At 70.4% G+C, this 23,292-nt stretch carries 20 protein-coding genes and 1 pseudogene; 14 read left to right on the top strand and 7 right to left on the bottom strand.

Going from position 1 to position 23,292, the window contains the following annotated elements; all coding sequences use genetic code 11:
* Positions 1-11 precede the first annotated feature (11 nt).
* The 5 genes from cobA to ICW72_RS07135 are packed head-to-tail and all read left to right on the top strand — an operon-like array spanning position 12 to position 4,394.
* Positions 12-800 carry a uroporphyrinogen-III C-methyltransferase gene (cobA, locus tag ICW72_RS07155; RefSeq protein WP_191085571.1) on the top strand — a complete coding sequence of 263 codons (789 nt, stop codon included), beginning with the start codon at positions 12-14 and terminating at the stop codon, positions 798-800.
* On the top strand, positions 801-2,117 hold the full coding sequence (locus ICW72_RS07150; RefSeq protein WP_191085570.1) for a cobyrinate a,c-diamide synthase: 1,317 nt from the start codon (positions 801-803) through the stop codon (positions 2,115-2,117).
* The gene (gene cobT / locus ICW72_RS07145) at positions 2,114-3,109 is read left to right on the top strand and encodes a nicotinate-nucleotide--dimethylbenzimidazole phosphoribosyltransferase (protein ID WP_191085569.1); all 996 of its coding nucleotides are present in this window, start codon (positions 2,114-2,116) and stop codon (positions 3,107-3,109) included. Before ICW72_RS07150 ends, cobT begins: the two co-directional genes overlap by 4 nt.
* Positions 3,109-3,861: an adenosylcobinamide-GDP ribazoletransferase gene (locus ICW72_RS07140; protein ID WP_191085568.1), complete on the top strand. Its 753-nt coding sequence runs from the start codon at positions 3,109-3,111 to the stop codon at positions 3,859-3,861. Before cobT ends, ICW72_RS07140 begins: the two co-directional genes overlap by 1 nt.
* Before the next feature lie 2 nt (positions 3,862-3,863).
* A complete protein-coding gene (locus ICW72_RS07135) occupies positions 3,864-4,394 on the top strand; it encodes a histidine phosphatase family protein (protein WP_223880961.1) in 531 nt (176 codons plus the stop codon).
* A gap of 5 nt (positions 4,395-4,399) precedes the next feature.
* On the opposite strand, the gene ICW72_RS07130 is transcribed toward ICW72_RS07135, so the two are convergent.
* Together ICW72_RS07130 and hppD are read right to left on the bottom strand one after the other, a co-directional pair.
* Positions 4,400-6,103 (bottom strand): methyl-accepting chemotaxis protein, encoded by a 1,704-nt coding sequence (locus ICW72_RS07130; RefSeq protein WP_191085566.1) that lies wholly within the window; start codon positions 6,101-6,103, stop codon positions 4,400-4,402.
* A gap of 159 nt (positions 6,104-6,262) precedes the next feature.
* The gene (gene hppD / locus ICW72_RS07125; protein ID WP_191085565.1) at positions 6,263-7,354 is read right to left on the bottom strand and encodes a 4-hydroxyphenylpyruvate dioxygenase; all 1,092 of its coding nucleotides are present in this window, start codon (positions 7,352-7,354) and stop codon (positions 6,263-6,265) included.
* A 140-nt stretch (positions 7,355-7,494) separates the two neighbouring features.
* Between hppD and ICW72_RS07120 the strand changes: the two genes are divergently transcribed.
* The 4 genes from ICW72_RS07120 to ICW72_RS07105 all read left to right on the top strand — a co-directional run bounded on the left by ICW72_RS07120 (position 7,495) and on the right by ICW72_RS07105 (position 11,612).
* Positions 7,495-7,947, top strand: coding sequence for an Lrp/AsnC family transcriptional regulator (locus tag ICW72_RS07120; RefSeq protein WP_223880885.1), 453 nt, complete (start codon positions 7,495-7,497; stop codon positions 7,945-7,947).
* A gap of 233 nt (positions 7,948-8,180) precedes the next feature.
* Positions 8,181-10,070, top strand: coding sequence for a GMC family oxidoreductase (locus ICW72_RS07115; protein ID WP_191085563.1), 1,890 nt, complete (start codon positions 8,181-8,183; stop codon positions 10,068-10,070).
* Positions 10,067-11,149 (top strand): ferritin-like domain-containing protein, encoded by a 1,083-nt coding sequence (locus ICW72_RS07110; protein ID WP_191085562.1) that lies wholly within the window; start codon positions 10,067-10,069, stop codon positions 11,147-11,149. Before ICW72_RS07115 ends, ICW72_RS07110 begins: the two co-directional genes overlap by 4 nt.
* A complete protein-coding gene (locus ICW72_RS07105) occupies positions 11,142-11,612 on the top strand; it encodes a hypothetical protein (protein WP_191085561.1) in 471 nt (156 codons plus the stop codon). The genes ICW72_RS07110 and ICW72_RS07105 overlap by 8 nt, the downstream gene beginning before the upstream one ends.
* A 22-nt stretch (positions 11,613-11,634) precedes the next feature.
* Here the strand turns inward: ICW72_RS07105 and ICW72_RS07100 are convergent, their stop codons facing one another.
* Complete coding sequence (locus ICW72_RS07100; RefSeq protein ID WP_191085560.1) at positions 11,635-12,861, bottom strand: FG-GAP repeat domain-containing protein; 1,227 nt, start codon at positions 12,859-12,861, stop codon at positions 11,635-11,637.
* Between the two features lie 32 nt (positions 12,862-12,893).
* Positions 12,894-13,319: a GlcG/HbpS family heme-binding protein gene (locus ICW72_RS07095; RefSeq protein WP_191085559.1), complete on the bottom strand. Its 426-nt coding sequence runs from the start codon at positions 13,317-13,319 to the stop codon at positions 12,894-12,896.
* Between the two features lie 365 nt (positions 13,320-13,684).
* On the opposite strand from ICW72_RS07095, the gene iolE reads away from it, so the two are divergent.
* The 5 genes and pseudogenes from iolE (at position 13,685) to ICW72_RS07070 (ending at position 20,708) form a co-directional block, all read left to right on the top strand.
* The gene (gene iolE / locus ICW72_RS07090; protein WP_191085558.1) at positions 13,685-14,581 is read left to right on the top strand and encodes a myo-inosose-2 dehydratase; all 897 of its coding nucleotides are present in this window, start codon (positions 13,685-13,687) and stop codon (positions 14,579-14,581) included.
* A gap of 56 nt (positions 14,582-14,637) precedes the next feature.
* Entirely contained in the window at positions 14,638-15,750 is a 1,113-nt protein-coding gene (locus ICW72_RS07085) for a calcium:proton antiporter (protein WP_191085557.1), read from the top strand.
* A 23-nt stretch (positions 15,751-15,773) separates the two neighbouring features.
* A pseudogene (locus ICW72_RS07080) lies at positions 15,774-17,761 on the top strand (amylo-alpha-1,6-glucosidase).
* A complete protein-coding gene (locus tag ICW72_RS07075; protein WP_191085556.1) occupies positions 17,758-20,406 on the top strand; it encodes an MGH1-like glycoside hydrolase domain-containing protein in 2,649 nt (882 codons plus the stop codon). Before ICW72_RS07080 ends, ICW72_RS07075 begins: the two are co-directional and overlap by 4 nt.
* A gap of 2 nt (positions 20,407-20,408) precedes the next feature.
* Positions 20,409-20,708 (top strand): hypothetical protein, encoded by a 300-nt coding sequence (locus tag ICW72_RS07070; RefSeq protein WP_191085555.1) that lies wholly within the window; start codon positions 20,409-20,411, stop codon positions 20,706-20,708.
* A 6-nt stretch (positions 20,709-20,714) separates the two neighbouring features.
* Here ICW72_RS07070 and pcaG read toward each other — a convergent pair whose 3' ends face one another.
* The 3 genes from pcaG to pobA are packed head-to-tail and all read right to left on the bottom strand — an operon-like array spanning position 20,715 to position 23,261.
* On the bottom strand, positions 20,715-21,317 hold the full coding sequence (gene pcaG / locus ICW72_RS07065; protein ID WP_191085554.1) for a protocatechuate 3,4-dioxygenase subunit alpha: 603 nt from the start codon (positions 21,315-21,317) through the stop codon (positions 20,715-20,717).
* Positions 21,317-22,066: a protocatechuate 3,4-dioxygenase subunit beta gene (gene pcaH, locus ICW72_RS07060; protein WP_191085553.1), complete on the bottom strand. Its 750-nt coding sequence runs from the start codon at positions 22,064-22,066 to the stop codon at positions 21,317-21,319. Before pcaH ends, pcaG begins: the two co-directional genes overlap by 1 nt.
* A 22-nt stretch (positions 22,067-22,088) precedes the next feature.
* Positions 22,089-23,261, bottom strand: a complete 1,173-nt coding sequence (gene pobA, locus ICW72_RS07055) for a 4-hydroxybenzoate 3-monooxygenase (RefSeq protein WP_191085552.1) — start codon at positions 23,259-23,261, stop codon at positions 22,089-22,091.
* Positions 23,262-23,292 lie beyond the last annotated feature (31 nt).

Here is a 23,292-nt window from a genome sequence, read left to right as displayed (position 1 = left end):
ATAGGCCCGGCATGAACGCCGAAGCCCTTGCCGCGCTGCTTGCCCGCGGCCCCGTCATGGCGCCGGGCGAGGTCTGGCTGGCCGGCGCCGGCCCCGGCGATCCCGGCCTGCTGACGCTGGAGGTGCTGGGCGCCCTCGGCCAGGCCGATGTCATCATCCATGACGCGTTGATCGAGCCCGAGGTGCTGGCGCTCGCCCGCCCCGGCGCCGATCTCGTCTTCGTGGGCAAGCGCGGCGGCCGCCCCTCCGCCCGCCAGGCCGAGATCACTTCCATGCTGGTGGCCGAGGCGCGCGCCGGGCGCCGCGTGCTGCGCCTGAAGGGTGGCGACCCCTTCGTCTTCGGCCGGGGCGGCGAGGAGGCGGTGGCCCTGGCCGAGGCCGGCATCCCCTTCCGCGTGCTGCCGGGCCTGACCTCGGGCCTCGCCGCCATGACGGCGGCCAGCATCCCGGCTACCATGCGCGAGACCAACCAGGCCATCATCCTCGCCACCGGCCACGCGGCCGACACCTCCCAGGCGCCGGACTGGGCGGCGCTGGCGCGCACGGGCCAGCCCATCCTGCTCTACATGGCGACCCGCACCCTGCCGGCCATCGTGGCCGCGTTGCTGGAGGGCGGGCTGCCGCCCGCCACGCCCGCCGCCGTGGTGGTGGGGGCGACCACGCCCGACCAATCCGTGATCGTCACGCGGCTGGACGCGCTGGCGGAGATGGAGATTCCCTCCCCCGCCATCATCGGCATCGGCGCCATCGTGGCGGTGCGCGAACGCCTGCTGGCCCATGCCGGCAGGCTGCTGGCCTGAATGCGCGGCCTGGTCATCGCCGCCCCGCGCTCCGGCGCGGGCAAGACCACGGTGACGCTGGGGCTGCTGGCGGCCCTGGCCGCGCGGGGCGTGGCGGTGCGGGCGGCCAAGATCGGGCCGGACTACATTGACACGGGCTTTCACGCCGCCGCGACGGGGCGGCCGGGCATGAACCTGGACAGCTGGGCCATGCCGGAGGCGCTGCGCGACGCGCTGCTGGCCGAGGCCGCGGAGGGCGCCGACCTGCTGCTGGCCGAGGGCGCCATGGGCCTCTTCGACGGCATCCCGGGGCCGGAGGGGCAGCGCGGCTCGGCGGCCGATCTCTGCGCGCGGCACGGGCTGCCCGTGCTGCTGGTGCTGGATGTGGGCGGGCAGGCGCAGACCGCCGCCGCCATGCTGCGCGGCTTCGCCACCCATGACCCCGCCGTGCGGATCGCGGGCGTGGTGCTGAACCGCCTGGGCAGCCCCCGCCACCGCCGTCTGGTGGAGGAGGCCATGGCGCCGCTCGGCATCCCCGTGCTGGGCGGCATTCCGAAGGACGCGCCGCCCGCCCTGCCGGAGCGCCATCTGGGCCTCGTCCAGGCCGAGGAACACCCGGCCCTGGCCGAGGCGCTGTCGCGGCTCGCCGCCATGGCCGCGGCGCATCTGGACCTGGAGGGCATCATGGCCGCGGCCCAGCCGGTGCGGCTGCATCCCGGCCGCGCGGTGGCGCTGCGGCCGCCGGGGCAGCGCATCGCGCTGGCGCGGGATGCGGCCTTCTCCTTCGTCTATGGGCATGTTCTGGCCGGCTGGCGGGCGGCCGGGGCGGAGGTTTTTCCGTTCTCGCCGCTGGCTGACGAGGCGCCGCCGCCCGGTTGCGATGCCTGCTGGCTGCCGGGCGGCTACCCGGAACTGCACGCGGCGCGCCTTTCCGCCGCCACGCGCTTCCGCGCGGGGCTCACCGCCTTCGCCGCCACCCGCCCGGTGCATGGCGAGTGCGGCGGCTACATCGTGCTGGGGGAGGCGCTGACCGACGCGGCCGGGCAGACCCACGCCATGGCGGGGCTGCTCGGCCACGCCACCAGCTTCGCCACGCGGCGGCTGCACCTGGGCTATCGCCGCGCGCGGCTGCTGGCGGATGGGGTGCTGGGCGCGGCCGGCCGGCATCTGCGCGGCCATGAGTTCCACTATGCCACCGAGGCGAACCCCGGCACCGATGCGCCCTTCGCCGCGCTGCAAGATGGCGAGGGGCGCGACCTCGGCCCGGCCGGCGGACGGCGCGGCCATGTCTCGGGCAGCTTCTTCCACATGATCGCCGAGGAGGGCGCCGCCCCATGACCCCCGATGCCAAGGCCCGCCTCGACGCGCTCGCCAAGCCACCCGGCAGCCTGGGCAAGCTGGAACGCCTGGCGCTGCGCCTCGCCGCCACCCAGGGGCGGCTCGACCCGCGCACGCGCCCCCGCCGCCTTGTCATCTTCGCCGGCGATCATGGCGTGGTGGCGGATGGGGTGGGGCTTTGGCCCTCCGCCGTCACGGGTGCCATGATGCGGCTGATGCGCGAGGGGCGTTCCTCCGCCAGCGCGCTGGGCCGCGCGGCGGGGGCGGAGTTCCTGCTGGTGGATGCGGGCTCGCTCACCGAGGGCCTGGCGCCGGGGCCGGGCTTCCTCGATGCGCGGGTGGGGCGCGGGACGGCCAGCCTCGCCCATGGCCCCGCCATGTCCGTGGACGAGTTCGACGCCGCCTGGGCGTTGGGCGCGCGCGTGGCGGCCGAGGCCGCCGGCCAGGGCATCGCCGTCCTGGCGCTGGGCGAGATGGGCATCGGCAACACCACCGCCGCCGCCGCCCTGGGCGCGCTGCTGACCGGGGAGGCGCCCGAGGCCATGGTGGGTCCCGGCGCTGGGGCCAACCCGGAAAGCCTTGCCCGCAAGCGCGCCGTGGTGGCCGCCGCCGTGGCGCGTGCGCGGGCCGAACCCGACCACCTTGCCGCCATCTCGGGGCTGTGCGGCTACGAGATCGCGGCGCTGGCCGGCTGCATCGCGGAGGGCAGCCGACACCGCCTGACCTTGGTGCTGGATGGGCTGATCGTGGGAGCCGCGGCGCTGGTGGCGCAGCGCCTCGTCCCTGGCGCGCTGGATGGCGCCATCGCTGCCCATGTGGGTGCCGAGCCCGGCCATGCGCGGATGCTGGCGAAGCTCGGCCTCGAACCCTTCCTCGACTGGGAATTGCGCCTGGGGGAGGGCAGCGGCGCCGCGCTGCTGCTGCCCCTGCTGGATGCCGCCGCCGCCCTGCTGACCGAAGTCGCCACGCTGGCGGAAGTCACGGGCGGCTGATGCGCGACTGGGTGCAGCCCCTGGCGCTGGCGCTGCGCTTCCTGAGCCGCCTCTCCCTGCCCGGCGAGGACATGGCGCGCTTCCAGCGCGACCTGCCGCGCGCGCTGATGTTCTTTCCGTGGGCGGGCGCTCTGCTGGCGGGCCTTTCGGCATTCGTGCTGCTGGGCGCCGCGCAGATATTTCCGCTCTATCTCGCGGTGCTGCTGGCGCTCGGCTTCGACGCCTGGCTGGGGCGCGGGCTGCACGAGGATGCGCTGGCCGATCTCTGCGATGGGCTGGGCGGCGGCCGCACGCCCGAGGATGTGCTGCGGATCATGAAGGACAGCGCCATCGGCGCCTTCGGGGCGCTGGCGCTGGGCTTCGCCGTGGCGCTGCGCGCGGCCGCGCTGGTGGCGCAGGACGAGCCCTGGCGTGCCGCGCTGGTGCTGGTGGTGGCCGGCGCCGTGGCGCGCCTGCTGATGCTGGCCGTGATCTGGCGCGTGCCGGCCCTGCCGGGGCTGGGCGGCAGCGTGGCCGGCGCCATGGACGGGCGGCGCTTCGCCCTGGCTGTCCTGATGGCGCTGCCGGTGCTGGGGGCAGGCGCGTGGCTTTCGTCCGCCGGCATGGGGCTGACCCTGCTTGGCGCCCTGGCATTCCTGGCCTGGTATCGCGCCCTGCTGCTGCGCCGCCTGGGCGGGGCCAATGGCGATGCCATGGGGGCCGCCGCCTGCGCCGGTCTGGTGCTGGTGCCGCTGGGTTTCGCCGCGTGGTGATCATGCTGCGCCACACCGAGGTGGCCGCGCATTGGCGCGGGCGCTGCTACGGCGTGCGGGATGTGGGGCTTTCCTTGCAAGGCAGGGCGGCGGCGCGCCATCTGGCCGCGACGCTGGAAGGCGCGGGCATCACGCGGTTGCAGGCCTCGCCACTGCGGCGCGCGCGCTTCCTGGGCGGGCTGCTGGCCCGGCGTTTGGGCCTGCCGCTGGAGGTCGTGCCAGCCCTGGCCGAACGGGACTTCGGCGATTGGGAAGGCCAGCCCTGGGACGCCATCCACGCTGCCCATGGCGACGCCATGATGGGCATGATCGAGGCGCCCGGCAGCTTCCGACCGGGCGGCGGCGAGACCACCCTGGAACTCGCCGCACGGATCGAGGCCTGGTTCGCCGGGCTGCCGCCGCATGGGGGCACGCTCGCCATCACCCATGGCGGGCCGGTGGCCGCCTTGCGCGGTCGGTTGGCGGGCCAGCCGGTGCGCGGCTGGCTCGCCCTGGTGCCCGCGCTGGGCGAGGCCGTGCGCCTGCCCGGCTGACCCCGCTACGCCGCTTGCAGGCGCGCCACCAGCCGACCGACCTCGGCCTGGAGCATCTCGCCCTGCCGGGCCACGCCCTCGGCACCCGTGCGAAGTTCCTGCAGGGCGCCCGTCGTCTCGCTGATGCCCTCGTTCACACGCTCGACCTGCTGGGACACCGCGCCCGTACCGGCCGCGGCCTCGCCCACATTGCGCGCGATCTCGCGCGTGGCCGCGCCCTGTTCCTCCACCGCCGCGGCGATGGCGGCCGCGATCTCGCTGGAGCGTTCGATGGTGACGCCGATGGTCTTGATGGCGTCCACGGCCTGGCCCGTCGCGTCCTGCATCTCCGCGATCTGGCGCGCGATTTCCTCGGTGGCCTTCGCGGTCTGGCCGGCCAGGCTCTTCACCTCGCTCGCCACCACGGCGAATCCCTTGCCCGCCTCGCCGGCGCGGGCGGCCTCGATGGTGGCATTCAGCGCCAGCAGGTTGGTCTGGCCGGCGATGTCGCCGATCAGCCGCACCACCTCGCCGATGCGGCTCGCCGCCTCGGCCAGGGAGCGCATGGTGCCATCCGTGGCCCGCGCCTCGTCCGAGGCCTGCTGTGCCACCGACGCCGCCTCGGCCACCTGCCGCGTGATCTCCGCGACGGAGGAGGCCATCTGCTCGGCCGCCGTCGCCACCGCCTGGACATTGGTGCTGGCCTGGGCGGCGCCCTCGGCCGACGCGCCCGCCTGTTCGGCGGTGCGGTCCGCGAGGCCCGCCAGGCTGTCCACCGTGGCCTGCAACTCGGTCGCGGCGCCGGACAGTGTCGTGCTCACCCCGCCCACGGTGCGCTCCAGCTCCACCGCCATGGCGCGCTGCGCGGCGCGGCGTTCCTCCTCGGTGCGGAGGCGCGTGGCCTCGGCCTCGGCCTCCAGCGCACGTGCGCGGGCCGAATTCTCCTTCAGCACCGCCACGGCGCGGGCCAGCGTGCCGATCTCGTCGCGGGTGGCCGTGCCGGTCACCTCCACGGTGAGGTCCCCTTCGGCGATGCGCGCGACCTGGCCCGAAAGCTGTGAGACGGGACGGGCGATGCCGCGCGCCAGCGAAAGCCCGGCCAGCAGCGCCAGGAGCGCCGCGATACCCGTGCCCAGCATCAGGGCGAGGCGCGCCTCGCCAAAGGCGACGGCGGAGGCGGCGCTGCGCTCCTCCAGCAGCCGGCGTTCCAGCGAGGCGATTTCCTCCGCCTTGGCGCGCACCGCGTCCATCGCGGCCTTGCCCGCGCCCTCTTCCTCCATGCGGCGCGCCTCGCGGCGCGAGGCCTCGTCCCCACGTGCCATCAGGGCGATCTGTCGCCCGGCATGGCCCTCGGTCCAGCCGCGGGCCGCGCGGTCGAGTTCGTCGAGCCGCAGCTGCTGGGCCGGGTTGTCGGCGGTGAGGCGACGCAGGGTGGCCATCGCGTCGGCGTAGCCCCGCCGCCCCGCCTCGAAGGGTTCGAGGAAGGCGCGGTCACCGTTCAGCAGGTGCCCGCGCACCCCCGTCTCCTGGTCCACCATGGCGGCCACCAGGCGATCGGCCTGGGCGAGCACACGGTAAGTGTGGCGGTTCCAGTTCGTCGCGGACTCGATGTCGGCCAGGCGGAACCAGGTGACGGTCCCCGCGCTGGCGGCGGCGAGGATGACCACCGTGAAGGCGATGGCGAGTTTGCGGGTGATGGAGAGGTCGCCGAGGCGACGAAGGAGATTCATGCGCAGGTCCCTTGCTGGAGGGCCAGGGCTGCGCGGTGGAACCTGTGGTGGATCGGCCGCGCGGCCAGGCCGGCGGGGGCACCCTTGTCGTTCCGGATAAAAAAAGAATTAACCGCCGGCGCGGCCACGGAGAGCCGCGCCGTTGGCGGATGACTCGACCTACCCCGCCAGCACGCCCCGCCGCACTTGGTCCAGCTCGATGCTCTCGAACAGGGCGCGGAAATTGCCCTCGCCGAAGCCCTCGTCGCCCTTGCGCTGGATGAGTTCGAAGAAGATCGGCCCGATGACGGTATTGGTGAAGATCTGCAGCAGCCGCCCGCCCGAGGGCGAGCCATCCATCAGGATGCGGTTGGCGGCCAGGCGCGCGATGTCCTCGCCCGTGTCGGGCAGGCGCTGGGGCAGCAGCTCGTAGTAGGTCTCGGGCGTGTCGAGGAAGCCCACGCCCTGGGCGCGCAGCCCCTCCACGCTGGCATGGATGTCGGTGGTGCCCATGGCGATGTGCTGGATGCCCTCGCCGCCATAGGCGCGCAGATATTCCTCGATCTGCGACTTGTCGTCGGCGCTCTCGTTGATGGGGATGCGGATCTGGCCGCAGGGGCTGGTCATGGCCTTGGATTTGAGGCCGGTCAGCTTCCCCTCGATGTCGAAGTAGCGGATCTCGCGGAAGTTGAAGAGGCGCTCATAGAAGCCCGCCCAGGCGTCCATGCGCCCGCGGTGGACGTTGTGGGTGAGGTGGTCGATCACCGTCAGCCCCTGGCCCGCGGGGTTGGGGTCCGCCCCCGGGATCGGCCGGAAATCCACCTCGTAGATGGAGCCCCTGGGGCCGTAGCGGTCCACGAAATAGATCAGCGAGCCGCCGATTCCCTCGATGGCGGGGATGTTCAGCTCCATCGGCCCCACGCGGCCATGGAAGGGGCGGGCGCCCAGGGTCAGGGCGCGATCCCAGGCGGCCGCCGCATCGGCCACGCGGAAGGCCATGGCGCAGGCGGAGGGCCCGTGCACCCGGCCGAAGGATTGCGCGAAGCTCGCGGGCTCGGCGTTGAGCAGGAAGTTCACGTCGCCCTGCCGCCACAGCGTCACGTCCTTGCTGCGGTGCCGCGCCACGGCGGTGAAGCCCATGCGGGTGAAGACCTGGCGCAGATGCTCGGTGTCCGGCCCCGTGAATTCCACGAATTCGAAGCCGTCCGTGCCCATCGGATTCTCGGCGCTGACGACGCCGGCGAGGGCGGTGCGGTCGGGGGGGATGTCCATGGGCGTTTCCTCGGGGTTTCCCTTCCTGTCTAGCGAAGCGGGGGGAGGTTTTTCCGCCTTTCTCCGTGCCATATTGCGGGGGTGGCGGCAGGAATCCGCCACGAAAGGACCTCCATATGGCGAAAATCCCTACAGTTTCGTTGGACGGCACCGATCGGCGCATCCTGGCGGCCCTCCAGCGCGACGGGCGGGCCAGCATCGTGGAGCTGGCCGAACGGGTCGGGCTCTCGCCCACGCCCTGCCAGCGCCGGGTGCGGCGGCTGGAGGAGGCGGGCGTCATCCAGGGCTATGCCGCCCGCGTGGATGCGGCGCGGGTGGGACTGCCCTTGCAGGCCTTCGTGCAGGTCGCGCTGCAAAGCCATGCCGAGGAGGTGGTGGAGCGCTTCCACACCGCGCTGGCCGCCCGTCCGGAGGTGTTGGCGGCCTACACCATGTCGGGCGAGATGGACTATCTGCTGCATGTGCTGGCCCCCGACATGGAGACCTTCGGCGACTTCGCCACGCGCGCCCTGCTGCGCATGCCGGGGGTGAAGGAGACGCGCTCGGCCTTCGTGCTGGCCACGCTCAAGCCGCCCGGGGAAGTCCCGACCTGAGGCTCAAGTTCCGGTTGACAGTGCGCGGGGCCTGTGGCGAGCATTTTGCCGTGTCCCTGGCACGCTTGAGGAAACGCGAAACAATCTTCCCGCAAAATCGTGGTGTACCGGCTGACACTGGACATTAATCTCTCTGGCCCCAGCTTGGCGCCTGTGACAGCCAAGCTGCACGCCTGTCTATCGCCCACAGCCAGGCCTGCCCTCCCGGCGGGCCCAGCCCCTGAAGGATCACGATGACGACATCAGGCAAGGACCCCGCGCTGACCAGCTTCGAGGCGGTGGCGGGGCAGGAATTCGACGTGGTCATCGTGGGCTCCGGCGTCAGCGGCGCGGTGATCGCGAAGCAGCTGGGCGCGCGGGGCTGCCGGGTGCTGGTGCTGGAGGCGGGCTCGGGCAACGAGATCACGGTCGCCGACTACGAGGAGAGCGTGCAGCGCTTCTACGGGTCGCAGCGCAAGGACAACAACTCGGCCTACGCCAACCCCCGCAACGCGCCCATGCCGCGGGACTACGAGACGCGCCGGCTGCAGCCCGGCGCCTCCAACACCGATGGCTACCTGGTGCAGATGGGGCCGCTCGAGATCGACAGCACCTACACCCGCGTCCTCGGCGGCACCACGCGCCATTGGGAGGGCAAGGCGCTCAGGATGCTGCCCGATGACTTCCGCATGCGCAGCCTCTTCGGTCAGGGGCGGGACTGGCCGCTGGCCTACAGCGACCTCGACGCCCATTACCGCGCGGCCGAGCGCGAACTGGGCGTCGCCGGCGATGTCGAGGACCAGCAATATGGCGGGCTCGATTTCGGGCCGGGCTATGTGCTGCCCATGCGGAAGATGCCGCTCTCCTACCTCGACCGGATGATCGCGCGCGACCTGGACGGGATGGAGGTGACGCTGGCGGGCGAGACCTTCCCGCTGAAGGTCCGCTCCACGCCGCAGGCGCGCAATGGCGTGCCCAACCCGGCCTACGACGAAGGCCGCGGCTACAAGCCCGTGGGCGCCGTCAGCACCCACCAGGAGGACAAGGGCGAGCGCTGCCAGGGCAACACCAACTGCGTGCCCATCTGCCCCGTCCAGGCCAAGTATGACGCGCGCCGCACCCTCTATGCGGCGCTGGAGACGGGGAACGTCCAGCTCCTGGCCTGGAGCGTCGCCTCGCGGCTGGAGGTGGATGGCGCGACGGGCCAGGTGTCGCAACTGGAATTCAAGACCTATGACCACCCTGACGCGCCCGGCCACCGGGTGGGCCATGTGCGCGCCAAGGTCTTCGTCCTGGCGGCCAATGCCGTCGAGAACGCCCGGCTCATGCTGGCCTCCGACCTGCCGGGCAGCAGCAACCTCGTGGGCCGCAACCTGATGGACCACATGTACCTGCTGACCTGGGCGCTGATGCCCCGGCCCGCGGGCGCGCTGCGTGGGCCGATCTGCACGGCGGGCATCGAGGATATCCGCACCGGCGCCTATCGCCGGCATCACGCGGCCGTGCGCTATTCCATCCACAATGACGGCTGGGGCTGGGCCACCGGCTCGCCCTATTCGGATCTGGAGCATCTGGTCGAGCACGAGAACCGCTTCGGCGCGGCGCTGCGCCAGGGGCTGATCGACCGTGTCTCGCGGCAATTCCTGCTCGATTGCATGATCGAGGTGCTGCCGGACGAGAGCAACCGCATCTCGGTGGACCCGCGCTGGGTGGACCAGATGGGCAACCCGCGCCCCGTCATCTCCTTCGGCGCCACGCCCTACACGCTGGAGACGGCCGCCTTTTCGCGCCGCCTGTCGCGCCGTATCTTCCAGCGGCTGGGCGCCGAGGACCACACGCATTACGACCCGCTGGCCCCCGGCTACGTCACCCATGATGGCGAGGGCTATGTGCTGCGCGGCGGCAACCATTGGGCCGGCACGCACATCATGGGGACCAGCGCGCGGGACAGCGTGGTGGATTCGACGCAGCGCAGCTGGGACCACCCGAACCTCTACCTGGCCGGCGCCGGCTCCATGGCCAGCATCGGCACCGCCAACACCACCTTGACGCTGGCGGCGCTGTGCTTCCGCACGGCCGATGCCATCCTGGCCGGGCTCGGCACCCACGCGCCCGCCGCCACCACCACGGGAGCCCGCGCGTGAGCCTCACCAAGATCACCGACAAGGCCGGGCTGCACCGGCACCTCGAAGCCGCCATCCAGCTCGAGCACGCGACGATCCCGCCCTATCTGAACGCGCTCTATTCCATCAAGCCGGGCACGAATACGGAGGCCTTCCACATCCTGCGCGCCGTCGCGGTGGAGGAGATGCTGCACCTGACGCTGGCGGCCAACATCCTGAATGCGGTGGGTGGCACGCCCGACCTGACGGTGCCGGGCTTCGTGCCGCTCTACCCGGCCTACCTGCCCGATGGCGAGACGGACTTCCAGGTGGATTGCCAGGCCTTCAGCCGTGCCGCGATCGAGACCTTCCTCAAGATCGAGCGCCCGGCCGAAGGGGCGACGCCCGGCGTGGACACCATCCACAAGGGCCGCAAGCGCGCGCACCACAATGGCCACAAGCGCCATGGCACGGCGGTGCGCGCCCGCCACGTCCCGGGCCATGAGGAAGAGCATTTCTATAGCATCGGCGAATTCTACCAGGCCATCGAGGAAGGCCTCGAACGCCTGCACGCCGAGATGGGCGATGCGCTGTTCAGCGGCGACCCGGCGCGGCAGATCACGCCGGAATACTACTATTCCGCTGGCGGCGGGCTGATGGCGGTGACGGACCTGGCCTCCGCCAAGGCCGCCATCCGCCTGATCTCGGAGCAGGGCGAGGGTGTGACCGACAACATCTTCGACTATGAGGGCGAGATCGCGCATTACTACCGCTTCGAGCAGCTCCTGCTCGGCCGCTACTACCAGAAGGGCGATGCGCGTGGCCGGCCCACGGGGCGCGAGGTGGCGGTGGATTGGGATGCGGTGTTCCCCATCAAGGCCAATGCGCGGATCGCGGATTTCCCGGAAGGCTCCGCGCTGCGCCAGGGCGCCGAGGAGTTCAACCGCGCCTATGGCGACTTCCTCTCCCTGCTGACCCGCGCCTTCCAGGGCGAGCCCGCCCTCTTCGTCGAGGCGGTGGGCGGGATGTTCCAGCTGAAGGAGCTCTACTACCAGATCATGCGCCAGCCGCTCGGCGATGGCACCCACGCGGCCCCCACCTATGAGATCCCCCATGGCTGACATGCTCGACGGCTTCCTGGCGCTCTCCGAGGCGCTGACCGGCTTCACCGGCCACCGCCTGCGCGGCACGGGCCAGGCGGAGGCCTACCTCACCACCGCGACCGGCATCGTGGGCGGGGGCGTGATGCGCGACCTGCTGCTGGCGGCGGAGGAGGCGCGCGCCTCCGCGGGCGGCGATGCGGCGAAGCATGAGGCGGAGCTGCGCCGCCTCATCATGAGCGATGACCGGCTGGGCCCCGTCGCCCGCAACATCATCCGCATGTGGTATGTCGGCAGCTGGTACCAGCTGCCCAAGGCCTGGCGCGAGGCGCATGGCCAATCCCCGCGCGACCAGGACCATGTGGTGTCGCCCATCTCCTACACGGAAGGGCTGCTCTGGCCCGCCATCGGCGCCAACCCGGCGGGTGCGAAGCCGGCAGGCTATGGCATGTGGGCCATGCCGCCGCGCATCGCGCCGGGCTGAGCGAGGTGCGGAGGAGGCGCCGTCAGGCGTCTCCCGTCCGGTTCAGGAACACCAGCACCTGCGGGTTCTCCGCCAGGAAGTAGCCGGGCGTGTAGTAGCCGGTGGTGGCGAAATCCGGCCGCCCGTCACCGTCGAAATCGGCCACGGTGATGCGCGCGGCGGATGACCACGACACGCGCTGCTTCACAAACAGTGCTTTCTCCAGGTCCACGCATTTGTAGTAGAACACGCCCTGCCAGGGCCGCGGCCCGCGCAGCGCCACCAGGAATTCGTCATCTCCATCGCCGTCGAAATCGGCGCAGACGACATGGTGGCCCGCACCTTCGCCCACCTCGTTCGGGTCGCCGAAGACGTCCAGCACATGCCGCTTCCAGGGGCCGGATTCGAGCGTGGAGCCGGGCTCCTTCACATAGACGGCCACGACGTTGCCGTGGAACGGCTCCATGGTCGCGACATAGGCCTGGGGGTCGTCACCGATGCGGCCCGTGGCGGCATTGCCGGTGCCGAGGAAGCCGGTCAGCCCCACCTCCTCCGTCTCGCCGGTGCCGATATGGCGCTTCTGCCAGGCGGCGCCGTCATAATAGAACCAGGTGACGCCCTCCTCGCTGGAGAGGATCACGCTGTCGAGGTCCGAGCCCGGGCGGAACTTGCCCACCTGCACGTCATGGATGATGCGGAAGGAGACCTCGTCCACCAGCGTGCCCTCCCAGCCCTCGGGCTGGGCCGGCTGCTCGGGCACGGGGTAGAGCATCACGCGCACGGGCGCGTGCACGCCGGTCAGCCCGCCCTGCGGCCCCACCACGGGCAGCGCCATCAGCTCCAGCCGGTCGGTGCGGGTGAAATGGCCGAGGCGCAGCCGGTGCGTCGCCATCAGCGGCGCGATGGGATGCGTGGCCCAATGGCCATCGCCCGAGGGGTCGCCCGGGTTCTGCAGCCAGGAGATCTTCCCGTCGCCGTCGCGGCAATGGAACATGCACTCGCCATAGTCGTGGCAGATGATGAAGTCCGGCCTTCCATTGCCCGTCAGGTCCGCGTGGTCCAGCGCCACGGGCTTCTGGAACTGGCCGATGATGCGCTTTTGCCAGCCGGGGTTTTCGTACCAGGCCACCTCGCCGATCGCGAGGCCGGAGACGATCAAATCGGGCTTGCCGTCGCCATTGATGTCCACGGCGTCGATCCAGTAGCCGTCCTTCAGCCCGTCCTCGACGACGACCTGTTCGAATTTGGGCAGGGTGATGTTGGAGCCCATGGGGGTGCTTTCCGCGCGAGAGGGAAGGGGTGTCAGCCGACCGGCAGGCCAAGGGCTTCGAGTGCCCCGCGCGCCACCGCCATGTCGTCCGAATAATGCCCGCCCGAGACGCCGATCGCGCCGATCATCTGGCCCTCCTCCATGATGGGATAGCCGCCGCCATAGACCACCACGCGCGGCGTCTGCACCACGCCGTGCAGCAAAGGCCCGTCCTCCTTGATGAAATCCCACCAGGCATGGGTCGGGATGCCGAAGGAGGCGACGGTCCAGGCCTTGTTGATCGCGATGTCCTCCGAGACGAAGGGCGCGCCGTCCATGGCGTGATAGGCCTTGAGTTGCCGCGCCTCGTTCATGATGGCGATGCACATGGGCTTGCCGCCCGCGCGGGCCGCCTCGATGGCGGCGTCCACCAGCCGCTGGGCAAGGGCCGCGTCTATGCTGCGTTTGACGATGCTCAACGGACGGTTCCCCTCTCCTGAAGTAAAGATGTCTCTTTAAGCAAAGGTGTTTAACGCAATGTGATTGGCGGGTATATGCCGGCCGCCTTCCGTGGTGGCCGGATGGTCGTGGCCCTCACCCACAGGTGTCAAGCGAAAGCGGGAGGGGGAAGGCACGCAACCTTCTTGCGGCGCGATTTGGCCGCGTGCATCCTGCCTGCGGCGAGGTGTCAGGAATCCTTGGTTTCGCGGGCGTGATGATGGCGACGCGGGGCCGGCATCAATCTCTCCTCAATTCTTGCGGACGAGACTTGCTTCCTGTTCCAACCCACGCCACAGGGCTGGCGGAAACGTGCGGGGCGGATGTCCCGGGGGGAAGGGAAACGATGTTCCAACGTGACAAGGTGATGCTGGGCATCACGCCCACCTGCTGGACCAATGATGACTTCCCGTTGCTCGGCAATGAGACGAGCTGGGGCCAGGTCATGAGCGAAATGGCGCTGGCCGGCTATGAGGGCTGCTCCATCGGCCACAACTTCCCGAAGGACCGGGCGGTGCTGAAGGCGGAACTCGCCCGGCGCGGCCTGCGCGTGAGCGAGCCCTGGGTCAGCACCCTCTTCACCGCCCGCAGCATGGAACAGCGGACGGTGGACAATTTCATCGCCCAGATGGACTTCATGCAGGAGATGGGCGGCACCGACGTGGTGGTGGCCGAACTCGGCGGGGCGGTGCACCAGCAGCCCGTCACGCCGCTCGCCAACAAGCCCATCTTCACCGACGCGCAATGGGATGCGCTGGTGGGCGGGCTGAACAAGCTCGGCGCCATGGCCAAGGCGCGCGGCATGCAGCTCTGCTACCACCACCACATGGGCACGGGCGTGCAGACCCGTGCCGAGGTGGACCGGCTGATGGCGGCCACCGACCCTTCCTGCGTGCATCTGCTGCTGGACACCGGCCACCTGGCCTGGTCGGGCGATGACCCGCTGGAGATGGCCCGCGCCCATGCGAAGCGCATCCGCCATGTGCATCTGAAGGATATCCGCCCCGACGTGATCGCGCGCGGGACCGCGGGCAGCCTGAGCTTCCAGGAATCCATCATGGAGGGTGCCTTCACGGTGCCGGGCGATGGCGCCATTGATTTCCGGCCCATCCTGCAAACCCTGGCCGATGCCGATTTCGCCGGCTGGCTGGTGGTGGAGGCCGAGCAGGACCCCGCCCGCGCCAACCCCCTCGACCATGCGCGCAAGGCGCGGGACTATCTGCGCGGGATCATCGGGTTTTGAGCCACACTTCCACGGAAGCGCATGGGGCGGCGCATGGCGCGCCCCATTTCACCGCCATGCAGCAATTCGGCCCGATGGGCGTCGCCTGGGCGGTGTTCCTGGCGATGACGCTCATGGGCCATGACGCGCACAGCCATACGGGCCTGGGCCAGTCCTTCATTATTGTCGTGGTGCTCTTCACCACCATCCTCTGGGGCGCCATCGGCGTGATGCGCCATGCCGAGGCGGTGGCGCACGAGCTGGGCGAGCCGCTGGGCACGCTGGTGCTGACGCTCTCGGCCGTCACGGTCGAGGTGGCGCTGATCCTCTCCGTCATGCTGGTGGGCGACAGCGAGCCAACCCTCGCGCGCGACACCATGTTCGCCGTGGTCATGATCATCGTGAACGGGCTGCTCGGCGCCGCGCTGCTGCTGGGCGGGTTCCGGCACCGGCAGCAGATCTACAACCTGGAGGGCGCGCGCTCCTTCCTCGTGGTGCTCACGCCGCTGGCCATCTGCGCGATGGTGCTGCCCAACTTCACCACCTCCACGCCGGACGCCACGCTCTCCTTCGCGCAGGCGGCGACGCTGGGCGTCATCACGCTGTTCCTCTACGGCGTGTTCCTCGCCTTGCAGACCAGCCGCCACCGCTCCTTCTTCGCGGAGGCGGCGGCGGAGGTGACGGGCGGCCATCGCGGCCCCGCGCCGGAAGAGGCGGCCACACCTCGCGCCAGCCGCGTGAAGGTGGCGCGCCACGCCCTCTTCCTGGTTCTGACCATCATACCCGTGGCCCTGCTCGCGCATGACATGGCCGAGGCGCTGGACCGCGTGGACCGCGCGCTGGGCGTGCCGGTGCAGATGACGGGCGTCATCATCGCGGTGCTGATCCTGGCGCCCGAGGGCATGGCCGCGCTGCGCGCCGCCTGGGCCAACCATTTGCAGCGCTCGGTGAACATCCTGCTCGGCTCCTCGCTCTCCACCATCGGCATGACGGTGCCGGCGGTGCTGCTGGTGGGGCATTTCATCGGGCATGACATCGTGCTGGGCCTCGACCAGGCACACATGATCATGCTGGTGCTGACGCTGGTGACGGCGGGCCTCACCTTCGGGACGGCCAAGACGGACATGCTGAAGGGGGCGGTGCACCTGGCCCTCTTCGGCATCTACCTCATGCTCGTGCTGGTGCCCTGACGCGTGAGGCGGAGGTGACGGCGATGATCCTCGGGCGTGACATCTGCGGCGAGCTTGGCGCGGCTTTGTCGCGCGAATGGCTCGTGACCAACGGGATCGGCGGCTATGCCTCGGGCAGCGTGGCCGGCGCGCCCACGCGCGGCTATCACGGGCTGCTGGTGGCGGCGCTGGAGCCGCATCCCGCCCGAACCTTGCTGGCCGCCGCCCTGCTGGAGGAGGTGGAAACCCCCTCCGGCCGCTTCGAACTCGCCACGCTGAATTGGGTGGGGGGCGTCACCTCGCCGCAGGGATACCGCTCCCTCGACAGCTTCCGCCTGGAAGGCACCATCCCCTGCTGGCGCTTCGCCTGCGGCGGCGAGGTGCTGGAAAAGCGCCTCTGGATGGAGGCGGGGCGCAACATCACCCGCGTGGAGTATCGCCTGGTGCGCGGGGCGGGCCCGGTGCGGCTGACGCTGAAGGCGCTGGTGGACCACCGGGACCACCACTCCCGCACCACCGCTGATTCCTGGCAGCCGGAGGTGGCGTTGGGGGATGGCACGGCGCGCGTGCTGGCCTTCCCCGGTGCCACGCCGCTGCACATCGCGGCCGAGGGCGCCGAGGCCCATCGCGGCACCGGTTGGTTCCGCGGCTTCGACCTGCCGCGCGAGCGGGAGCGCGGCCTGCAGGACCGGCAGGACCACCACCATGCGGTGAGCTTCACGCTGACGCTGACGCCAGGCGGTCGCGCGCAGGTGGTGCTGTCCGCCGGCGAACCCGCCGCGCCCGATGCCACGGCGCTGGACCGCGCCCGCGCGCGAGAGGCGGGGCTGCTGGCCCGCTTCGCCAACCTCCATCCCGCGGCGCCCGACTGGGTGCGCCAACTGGCTCTGGCGGCGGATCAGTTCATCATCGCGCGGCGGGACGCCGAGGGGCGGGCGGGGCACTCGGTCATCGCGGGCTACCATTGGTTCGCGGATTGGGGCCGCGACACCATGATCAGCCTGCCCGGGCTGACCCTCGCGACCGGGCGGCCGGAGATCGCGCGCTCCGTCCTGCTCACCTTCGCGGGCTTCGTGGACCAGGGGATGCTGCCCAACCGCTTCCCCGATGGCGGCGAGACGCCCGAATACAACACGGTGGACGCGACGCTCTGGTTCTTCGACGCGATCCGCAAATACCACGCCGCCACGCGCGACGACGCCACCCTGCTGGCCCTGCTGCCGGTGATGGAAGAGATCATCGCCTGGCACCGCCGCGGCACGCGCTATGGCATCGCGGTGGACCCGGCCGATGGGTTGCTGCGCGCGGGCGAGGCGGGGGTGCAGCTCACCTGGATGGATGCGCGGGTGAATGGGCGCGAGATCACGCCGCGCATCGGCAAGCCGGTCGAGGTGAATGCGCTGTGGTACAACGCCCTGCGCGTCATGGCGGAAAGCCTCGCGCGCCTGGGCCGCGATGCCAGCCTCTATGCCGGCCTCGCGCACACGGCGCGTGAGGGCTTCGCCCGCTTCTGGAACCCCGGGGCCGGCCATTGCTACGACGTGCTGGACGGGCCCGACGGCCATGACGCCACGCTGCGGCCCAACCAGATCCTCGCCGCGAGCCTCCGGCCGGAGCTGCTGCCGCTGGACCGGCGGCTGGCGGTGCTCGCCGCCTGCGAAAGCGCACTGCTCGGCCCCTGCGGGCTGCGCAGCCTCGACCCTGCGCACCCGGATTATCGCGGCAGCTATGGGGGGATTCGGCCTCGCGCGATGGCGGCTATCACCAGGGGCCGGTCTGGGGCTGGCTGGCCGGCCCCTTCATCGAGGCGCACCTGGCCGCCGGCGGCAGCGTGGAGGTGGCGCGGCTGCGGCTGGAGGCCATGGGGCGTGAGACACGACGCCAGGGCCTCGGCACGCTGAACGAGATCTATGAAGGCGACCCACCCCACGCCCCGCGCGGCTGCATCGCCCAGGCCTGGTCCGTGGCCGAGGCGCTGCGCGCCTGGACGCTGGTGGAAGCCCAAGACGAGACAGGGAAGGCCAGGCCATGAGCGAAGCCGAGCGCATCAAGAGCCGCGATTCGGGCCAGGAGGATTGGGCCCTCTGGGGCCCCTATCTCAGCGAGCGCCAATGGGGGACGGTCCGCGAGGATTTCAGCCCCTATGGCAATGCCTGGGAGTATTTCCCGCATGACCATGCGCGCTCGCGCACCTATCGCTGGGGCGAGGATGGGCTGGGCGGCATCTCGGACAACAAGCAGCGGCTGTGCTTCGCGCTGGCGCTGTGGAATGGCGCCGACCCTATCCTGAAGGAACGGCTCTTCGGCCTGACCAACAGCGAGGGCAATCACGGCGAGGACGTGAAGGAATACTATTTCTACCAGGACAACACGCCGACTCACAGCCACATGCGGATGCTCTACAAATATCCGCACCGCGCCTTCCCCTATGGCGACCTGGTGGCCGAGAACGCCCGCCGCAAGGCCACCGACCCGCGCGCGCCGGAATACGAGCTGCTCGACACTGGCATCTTCGACGAGGATCGCTATTTCGACGTCGAGATCGCCTATGCCAAGCGCGGGGTGGCCGACATCCTCGCGCGCATCACCGTGACCAACCGCGGGCCTGATCCGCACGAGATCACCCTGCTGCCGACGCTGTGGTTCCGCAACACATGGAGCTGGGCGGAAGGCAGTGAGAGGCCCAGCCTGCGCGCCGCGGGCGAGGGCGTGGTCGAGGCCAGCCACCTCGCGCTCGGCCCCATGCGCCTGGTCGCGGAGGGCGCCGAGCGCCTGCTCTTCTGCGAGAACGAGACGAACATCCGCCGCCTCTTCGGCGCCGAGGGCGGGCCGGCCTACCCCAAGGACGCCTTCCACGACTTCGTGATGCATGGCAATGCCGGCGCCGTGAACCCCGCCAGCGAGGGGACCAAGGCGGCCTCCCTGCACCGCCGCACCCTCGCCCCCGGCGAGAGCTGGGTGCTGCGCCTGCGCCTCACCCATGACGCGGCCGCCACCACGATCGGCGCGGATTTCGACGCCGTCTTCGCCGCCCGCGCCGCCGAGGCCGATGCCTTCTACGACGCCGTGCTGCCCACCAACACCACGCCCGAACGCCGCGCCATCATGCGCCAGGCCCAGGCCGGCATGCTCTGGAGCAAGCAGTTCTATCACTACGTCGTCGAGGAATGGCTGAAGGGCGACCGCTACCCGCCGCCGCCCGAACGCGCCACCGGCCGCAACGCGCAATGGCGGCATTTCTACGCCGAAGACGTGCTCTCCATGCCCGACAAATGGGAGTATCCCTGGTTCGCGAGCTGGGACATGGCCTTCCACTGCGTCGTCCTCGCCCAGGTGGACCCGGGCTTCGCCAAGGGACAACTGCGCCTGTTGACGCGCGAATTCTACATGTCGCCTACCGGCCAGGTGCCCGCCTATGAATGGGCCTTCGAGGATGTGAACCCGCCCGTCGGCCCCTGGGCCGCCTGGGAGATCTACAAGCGCGAACTGGCCCAGACCGGCAAGGGCGACGTGCCCTTCCTGGAGCGCATCTTCCAGCGCTCGCTCATGAACTTCACCTGGTGGGTGAACCGCAAGGACGCGGACAACAACAACCTCTTCCAGGGCGGCTTCCTGGGGATGGACAATATCGGCGTCATTGACCGCACCGCGGCCGAACGCCAGGGCTTCCGCCTCTACCAGGCCGATGCGACGTCCTGGATGGGCTTCTGCGCCCTCATCCTGATGGAGATGGCGATCGAGCTCGCCAAGCACGACAAGGTCTATATCGAGATCGGGGTGAAGTTCCTCCAGCACTACCTCTACATCGCCGACGCCATGAACCACCTGACGCGCCAGACCGATGGTGCGCTCGACCTCTGGGACGAGGAGGAGGGGTTCTACTTCGACGTGGCCCTGCGGCACGGGCAGTACCAGAAGCTGAAGGTACGCTCCCTGGTCGGCCTCACGCCGCTGCTTCCCGTCTCCTCCATTGATATCCCGGCGCTGGAGGATGATTTCGAGGATGTGTTCCGCGACCGGCTGCGCTGGTTCCTCCGCCGCCAGCCCGAATTGCTGGAACAGGCGAGCGAGACGCATGACGGGCTGGACCAGACCATCCTTCTCTCCTTCCTGAGCGAGGAGCGGCTGCGGCGCATCCTCGCCGTCATGCTGGACGAGCAGGAGTTCCTCTCCCCACACGGCATCCGCTCCATCTCGCAGCGCCACCGCGACCACCCCTATGCGTTGCAGGTGGATGGCGAGACGCTGGTGGACGCCTACGAACCCGCGGAATCCAGCAGCGGCATGTTCGGCGGCAACTCCAACTGGCGCGGCCCGATCTGGATGCCGGTGAACATGCTGGCCGTGCAGAGCCTGCGCCGCTTCCACGCGCATTATGGCGAGCGTTTCAAGGTGGAATGCCCCACCGGCTCGGGCGTGATGATGACGCTGGCCGAGGTGGCGGACGAGATCAGCCGCCGCCTGGTCTCCATCTTCGAGCCCGGCCCCGATGGCCGCCGCCCCCTCTATGGCGGGACCGAGCGCTTCCAGTCCGATCCGCTGTGGCGCGACAACATCCTCTTCTACGAGTATTTCCACGGCGACAATGGCGCGGGCATCGGCGCCTCGCACCAGACGGGCTGGACGGGCCTCGTCTCCGTCCTCATCGAGGAGCTGGCGAAGCGCGGGAAGGGCTGAGGGTGCGCGCCGCCCTGCGCCTCTGGCGCGGCGAAGCACCGCTCGATGTCGCCTTCTGGAACTGGGCCGTCATCAGCGCGCTGGTGGTGAACATCACCACCACCATCGGCTTCTTCCTGCTGTTCAAGGAAGGCCAGATACTGGCGGCCTACCTGGTCGGGTACGGAATGTCGCTGCCCTACAACCTGCTGGCGCTGGTCGGCGTCTGGCGCAGCGCCGCGCGCTACGCCGGCCCGCCATTCCATGCCGCCCTGGCCCGCTGGGCGGCCACCCTGCTCCTGGCGGTGCTGAGCGCGACCTGACCGCCTTCAGATGTCCAGGAAGACGGTTTCCTTCGGACCCTGGAGGTGGATGTCGAAGCGATAGGCCCCCGGCGCCGTGCGCCGCGCGATCAGCGTCTCCGCCCGCGCGCGATGCTCGATGCGCGACAGGATGGGGTCTTCGGCATTGGCCGCTTCCTCATCGGCGAAATAGAGGCGGGTCTGCAGGCCGATATTGATGCCACGCGCCACCACCCAGACGCTGACATGGGGTGCCTGCAGCCGCCCATCGGGCCAGGGCACGCGGCCGGGCTTCAGGGTGTGGAAGGTGAATTCCCCGGTGTTCATATCCCCGGCGGAGCGGCCGAAGCCCGTGAAGTTCGGGTCCGCCTGGCCACGGCGTTCGAAGGGCGTGTTGAACAGGCCGGCCGCATCGGCCTGCCAGATCTCCACCAGCGCATCCTTCAGCACCGCGCCCATGCCGTCATGCACGGCGCCGGTGAGGGTGATCTCCTCGCCGCGGACCGGCCCCGTCCGCATGACGGCGCCGAGGTCTCCGCCATACATCGCGATGCCGCACACATTGGGCGTGCAGCCGATATGCACATAGGGCCCCGCCGTCTGCGAGGCGGTCTCGATGAAAGGCGGCATCACAGCCCCTCCTTGCGGTTCTCGAAGACGGATTGGCGGCGGCCGCGCAGCACGATGTCGAAGCGGAAGGCGCGGCTGTCCATCGGGATGGTCGCCTGCATGTCGAGCGTGGCGACGAGGCGTTGCAGCGCCGCCGCGTCCGTCACGGCGCCGAGGATGGGGCAGAGCGGGATCAGCGGGTCGCCCTCGAAATACATCTGCGTGATGAGGCGCTGCGCGAAGGAAGGGCCGAACAGCGAGAGATGGATATGCGCCGGCCGCCAGTCATTGCCGCCATTCGGCCAGGGGTAGGGGCCGGGCATGACGGTGCGGAAGCTGTAATGGCCTTCCGCATCGGTCAGGCAGCGGCCGCAACCGCCGAAATTGGGGTCGAGGGGCGCGAGATATCCTTCCTTGGCGTGGCGGTAGCGCCCGCCCGCATTGGCCTGCCACACCTCCACCAGCGCGCCGGGCACGCCGCGCCCGCTCTCGTCCACCACGCGTCCATGCACGATGATGCGCGGGCCGATGGCGGTCTCGCCGGGGGCGGCGAAATTGCTCAGAAGGTCCGCGTCCAGCGGGCCCAGCAGGGATTGCCCGAAGACCGGCCCCGTCTCCTCGCTCAGCGAGGAGGGGAAAGAGAGCAGCGGCGCGCGCGGCGAACGCCACACGCTGGTCTTGTAGGCCGGGTGGAAAGCGGCGGGCTGGGCCGCGCGGTTGCGGGCCATGAAGCCGCCCAGCGGCGGCGATGGCGTCTGGTCAGGGGGCATGGTGTTGTTTCCTCCTCTGGCTTCAGTAGGGCAGGCCGACATAGTTCTCCGCCAGCACGCGCCGCGCCGTCTCGGACGAGGCGAGCAGCGCGAACTCGGCATCCTGCATGCGGCGCTCGAAGGGGGTGCTGGTGTCGAAGCGGTGCAGCAGCGTGGTCAGCGACCAGGAGAAGCGCTCCGCCTTCCACACGCGCTCCAGCGCCCGCGCCGAATAGGCGTTGATGCCGGCCTCCGAGCGGTCCTGGTAGTATTCGACCAGCGCCTCGGACAGATAGTGCACGTCGCCGGCGGCGAGGTTCAGCCCCTTGGCGCCGGTGGGCGGCACGATGTGCGCGGCATCACCCGCCAGGAAGAGGCGGCCGAAGCGCATGGGCTCGGCCACGAAGCTGCGGAGCGGGGCGATGGATTTCTCGATGGGCGGGCCGGTCACCACCTGTTCGGCCGCCACGGGGTCGAGGCGCCGGCGCAGCTCGTCCCAGAACATGTCGTCGGACCAGCGGGCGGGGTCGTCATCCGCGCGGCACTGCACGTAGTAGCGGCTGCGCGTGGCCGAACGCATGGAGCACAGGGCGAAGCCGCGTTCATGCCCCGCATAGATGAGCTCGTGCGAGCAGGGCGGCACATCGGCCAGCACGCCCAGCCAGCCGAAGGGATAGACACGCTCGAAGGTCTCGATCGCGCGCGCGGGCACGCTCGCGCGGCTGGCGCCATGATAGCCATCGCAGCCCGCGATGAAGTCGCAGGCGGCCTGTCGCGCCTGGCCCTCCTCCGTCCAGGTCACATGCGGGCTGGGCCCGTCGAAGCCATGCAGCGCGACATCGCGCGCGCCGAAGATGATGGGCGCGCCGAGGGCGGCGCGATGGTCCATCAAATCCCGCGTCAGCTCGGTCTGGCCATAGACGGTGACGCTGCGGCCCCCGGTCAATCCATGGATGTCGATCCGCAGGTGGCGCCCGGCGAAGTTCAGCGCGAAGCCCTCATGCGCCAGGCCCTCGCGTTCGAGACGGGAAGCCACGCCCGCCTTCCGCAACAGGCCCACCGTCCCGTCCTCCAGCACACCGGCGCGGATGCGACTCAGCACATGCTCGCGTGACTGGCGCTCCAGGATCAGCGTGTCGATCCCCGCCTGGTGCAGCAGCGCGCCCAGCAGAAGGCCGGAAGGGCCGGCGCCAATGATGACCACCTGGTGCCGCATCCGTGTCCTTCCCTCTCGCTTCGTGCTCCGG

This window comes from Roseococcus microcysteis (assembly GCF_014764365.1).
Taxonomy (GTDB): domain Bacteria; phylum Pseudomonadota; class Alphaproteobacteria; order Acetobacterales; family Acetobacteraceae; genus Roseococcus; species Roseococcus microcysteis.
The sequence above is the reverse complement of the archived record's forward strand: the minus strand, read 5'-3'. Positions and strand labels throughout refer to the sequence as shown.

Bases quoted from the DNA above. Each gene is read 5' to 3' on its own strand.
- ICW72_RS07130 (WP_191085566.1), bottom strand. From the start codon at position 6,103: ATGAATCTCCTTCGTCGCCTCGGCGACCTCTCCATCACCCGCAAACTC.
- ICW72_RS07150 (WP_191085570.1), top strand. From the start codon at position 801: ATGCGCGGCCTGGTCATCGCCGCCCCGCGCTCCGGCGCGGGCAAGACC.
- pcaH (WP_191085553.1), bottom strand. From the start codon at position 22,066: ATGCCCCCTGACCAGACGCCATCGCCGCCGCTGGGCGGCTTCATGGCC.
- ICW72_RS07115 (WP_191085563.1), top strand. From the start codon at position 8,181: ATGACGACATCAGGCAAGGACCCCGCGCTGACCAGCTTCGAGGCGGTG.
- ICW72_RS07100 (WP_191085560.1), bottom strand. From the start codon at position 12,861: ATGGGCTCCAACATCACCCTGCCCAAATTCGAACAGGTCGTCGTCGAG.
- cobA (WP_191085571.1), top strand. From the start codon at position 12: ATGAACGCCGAAGCCCTTGCCGCGCTGCTTGCCCGCGGCCCCGTCATG.
- ICW72_RS07135 (WP_223880961.1), top strand. From the start codon at position 3,864: ATGCTGCGCCACACCGAGGTGGCCGCGCATTGGCGCGGGCGCTGCTAC.
- pcaG (WP_191085554.1), bottom strand. From the start codon at position 21,317: ATGCCGCCTTTCATCGAGACCGCCTCGCAGACGGCGGGGCCCTATGTG.
- pobA (WP_191085552.1), bottom strand. From the start codon at position 23,261: ATGCGGCACCAGGTGGTCATCATTGGCGCCGGCCCTTCCGGCCTTCTG.
- iolE (WP_191085558.1), top strand. From the start codon at position 13,685: ATGTTCCAACGTGACAAGGTGATGCTGGGCATCACGCCCACCTGCTGG.
- ICW72_RS07140 (WP_191085568.1), top strand. From the start codon at position 3,109: ATGCGCGACTGGGTGCAGCCCCTGGCGCTGGCGCTGCGCTTCCTGAGC.
- cobT (WP_191085569.1), top strand. From the start codon at position 2,114: ATGACCCCCGATGCCAAGGCCCGCCTCGACGCGCTCGCCAAGCCACCC.
- ICW72_RS07085 (WP_191085557.1), top strand. From the start codon at position 14,638: ATGCAGCAATTCGGCCCGATGGGCGTCGCCTGGGCGGTGTTCCTGGCG.
- ICW72_RS07075 (WP_191085556.1), top strand. From the start codon at position 17,758: ATGAGCGAAGCCGAGCGCATCAAGAGCCGCGATTCGGGCCAGGAGGAT.
- ICW72_RS07105 (WP_191085561.1), top strand. From the start codon at position 11,142: ATGGCTGACATGCTCGACGGCTTCCTGGCGCTCTCCGAGGCGCTGACC.
- hppD (WP_191085565.1), bottom strand. From the start codon at position 7,354: ATGGACATCCCCCCCGACCGCACCGCCCTCGCCGGCGTCGTCAGCGCC.